At 62.6% G+C, this 2,925-nt stretch carries 3 protein-coding genes and 1 pseudogene; 1 reads left to right on the top strand and 3 read right to left on the bottom strand.

Annotated elements, in window-relative coordinates:
- Positions 1 to 170 (bottom strand): SDR family oxidoreductase (locus QOI01_RS18955; protein ID WP_526383618.1); only part of this gene is annotated, 170 nt, incomplete at its 3' end.
- Positions 171 to 262: 92 nt separating this feature from the next.
- On the bottom strand, positions 263 to 1,069 hold the full coding sequence (locus QOI01_RS18950) for an alpha/beta hydrolase (protein ID WP_526383616.1): 807 nt from the start codon (positions 1,067 to 1,069) through the stop codon (positions 263 to 265).
- A 210-nt stretch (positions 1,070 to 1,279) separates the two neighbouring features.
- Here QOI01_RS18950 and QOI01_RS18945 point away from each other — a divergent pair.
- Positions 1,280 to 1,363 (top strand): annotated as a pseudogene (locus tag QOI01_RS18945) (LysR family transcriptional regulator); the annotation flags it as partial.
- A 165-nt stretch (positions 1,364 to 1,528) separates the two neighbouring features.
- Here QOI01_RS18945 and QOI01_RS18940 read toward each other — a convergent pair.
- On the bottom strand, positions 1,529 to 2,434 hold the full coding sequence (locus QOI01_RS18940) for an NmrA family NAD(P)-binding protein (protein ID WP_526383614.1): 906 nt from the start codon (positions 2,432 to 2,434) through the stop codon (positions 1,529 to 1,531).
- Between the last annotated feature and the right edge of the window lie 491 nt (positions 2,435 to 2,925).

The following is a 2,925-nucleotide window of genomic DNA, read 5'->3' as shown; positions in this document are numbered from 1 at the left end:
AAGTTGAGCAGGTCACCGAAGACGACCTCGACGCCCTTGTCGCGGAGCTGCTGAGCGCGCTCATCGTCCTTGCGGACCATGGCACGCACCTGGAAGCCTTCCTTGAGCAGGTAGTCGACCATCGGTCGGCCAGTGTCGCCGTTGGCTGAGGTGACCAGAATGGTGGTCATTGTCTTCCTCTTTTCCTTGATAGTGAACTCGTTGAACCGGTCGTGTTCCCGCGCCGCGTGTTCAACTGTGATCAGCGCGGGGGGTCGCAGTGTCAAAATCCCTTGGCGGCAAGCCAGTTCAGGGTGACTTCAGCGACCTCTTTCCAGCCGCTGTCGATGGTCAGGGAGTGGCCCTTGCCTTCGAAGACGTGGAATTCGGTGTCGGCGGGGCCCTTGGCGTACATGGCGACGACTTCCTTGGTGACCTTGAGCGGGACGGTGTGGTCCTCGGTGCCCGAGGTCAGAAGTAGCGGTCCGCGGTCGGCGAGGTGGGTGTCGACCTTGGCCGGTGAGTGCGGGAAGAAGTTCGCGGCGGCGTCCTGGAACAGCGGAAGGCCGGCGCCGGGGATCGTCCAGGCGTCGTGCAGTGCGTTGGACTCTTCCTCGGTCAGTGTGTTGCCGAAGGCGTAGTGAAATTGCTTGGGCGTCAGCGAGACGGTGCGGTGCAGGTTGGCGGGGTTGCCGAGTACCGGGAACGCCGACTTCAGCTGCGCGAAGGGCAGCGCCTTCACGCCCTTGATTGCGGCGGGGTCGATGGCGACGGCGGCGGCGACCACGCCGTTGGCCAGCAGTTCCTGGGCGATCAGGCCGCCGAACGAATGGCCGACCACGACTGGCTTGATCTCGGGTGTGCCGATGAGCTGCGCGTAGTGGTCGACCATCTGCGGGATGCCCATGTCATTGAGGGCGTCGGGGTTCTCGCGTGTCGCAGCCACGGTGGGGCCGTCGCCGGGCCAGCCGGGCGCCGATGCGCTGTAGCCGTGGCTTTCGAACAGTTCGATCCAGGGCTGCCAGGCGGCGGAATGGATCCACAGGCCGTGGATGAAGATGACGGGGTTGGTCTTCGTCGGGGTTGTCATGACGTGCTCCTCATGGTTGTTGGTGTGTTGCTGGGGTCGAACTGAGCGATGGTGTTGCCGAAGCGGTGGTGAAAGCCGTTGAGCGGCTTGACTAGACAATGCGCCGCCGATCAACTGGGAAAAAGGGTCAATATCCGCGCTCACTGATCGGGTGTGACGATCAATCGCACCTGCGGCGCCGGTGGAGGGAATCGCTTAATCTCAGGTCCCATGGAGTTGCGTCAGCTCGAGGCGTTCGTGGCCGTTGCCACCGAGCTTCACTTCGGGCGTGCCGCGGAGCGGCTTCACATCGCGCTCGCCGCCGGGGTGGCACACTCTGCCCGCACACCTGCGCCACGTTGCCCCGCCAAAGTAACGAGACTGAGCTACCCGAAACCGGCTCTACTGCAATCCATCCGACCAACGAAGTGGAAGGCGACGGCGTTGGACCACGGGCATGCGTAACCATGGATCGAGCCATCAGCTCATGTCGTTCAGTAAGTCGGCGTGGGCGCGTGCGAACTCACCGACGGTCATCGATCTCCGCCCGGTCAGCTTCTCGACGTTGTCGTCGGCCCCGGACATGTGCCCGTTCTGATAGTCGACCATGGCACCGCTGAGATGCTGGACGACGTAGGGCGGAACGCCCATGTCCCTTAGAGACTCGACGTACTCCGATACGGGCAAATCCTGGAAGACGATCTTCCTGCCCAAAGCCTCGGAGAGTTCGGCCGCCATCTGCTCGTGGTCCATCTCGACTGGTCCAGAGATGGGGATCGTGGTGCCGATGTGGCCGTCAGAATCGTGCAACAGCGCGGCGATGACCCGACCCTGGTCGTCCGCGGCGATCGGCGAGTGACGACCCTTTCCGACGGGCATGCGCAGCACACCCTGCTGCACGTAGGGCAACTGCCACGGATAGAGGAGCCACTCCAAGAAATAGGTCGGCCGAAGATGTACGACATTCACACCGGACCAATTCAGCACCTCTTCGGCGATGAACGAGTCACGGCACGCATCGCTGGTCGACCACCGGTTCGCCGAGCGTTGCGACAAGTTGATCACCGTGCCTACGCCCGCTTCCTTCGCGGCCTGAGCGAAGTTGACCGTCGCGTGGATGAGACCTGGCTGCACCGGCCACACGAAGTAGGCGGCGTCAACGCCTTCCATCGCCGGACGAACCGTGTTGATGTCCAGCAGATCACCCTCGACGACATCGGCGCCGAGGTCTGCCAAAGCTTGCGCACGTGCATCAACGCTGTGCACGAACGCGCGAACCTTCAGTCCCAGCGCGATCGACTCCGACACGGCTGGCCGCCCGGTATCACCAGTGGCCCCAGAGATGAGAACGATTTTCGGAACAGACTGAACGGACGGATTCGTCATTGCTACCCCTTACTGGAACGATCACAGTCCGCCTCATCTTCAAAAGCGCTGTGCAACTATGGCAACAATGCACCGCACCCCATCCGGGAAAAAGCCTCAATAGCTTATGGCACTCATCGGCCGCACCGATCAATCGACGTCCTGCACCAACTCTGCGACCAGGGTCTGACCTGTCACATCTTCAGACGGCGCGAGGTTACTGGGTGTTGTGAGCCATCGGTGTGCGTCGCTCCGGCCTTCGAAGGAAAGCCGCAACCGACCGAACCGCGCCGGGAAGGCCGACGATACCCGCTGGCACCATGCGGGATTGAGCGCTATTGGGGTCGTAGCGGCGTGGGTGGCACGACCACATCCAGGTGACCAGTTGTGACGTTGTAGACCAGTCCGGACACGAGGAAGTCACTGCCGCGGATGCTGTTCAGGATCATCTCGACATCGACGCGCACGGAGCCTGCCGGGTCGACGACGGACTTGCCGGGCAGTTCGCCCTC

This window comes from Mycobacterium sp., from assembly GCF_032162605.1.
Classification (GTDB): Bacteria; Actinomycetota; Actinomycetes; order Mycobacteriales; family Mycobacteriaceae; genus Mycobacterium.
This window is presented reverse-complemented; position numbering and strand designations above follow the sequence as displayed.

Coding starts and splice junctions, on each gene's coding strand:
- QOI01_RS18940 (WP_526383614.1), bottom strand. CDS start 2,434: ATGACGAATCCGTCCGTTCAGTCTGTTCCGAAAATCGTTCTCATCTCT.
- QOI01_RS18950 (WP_526383616.1), bottom strand. CDS start 1,069: ATGACAACCCCGACGAAGACCAACCCCGTCATCTTCATCCACGGCCTG.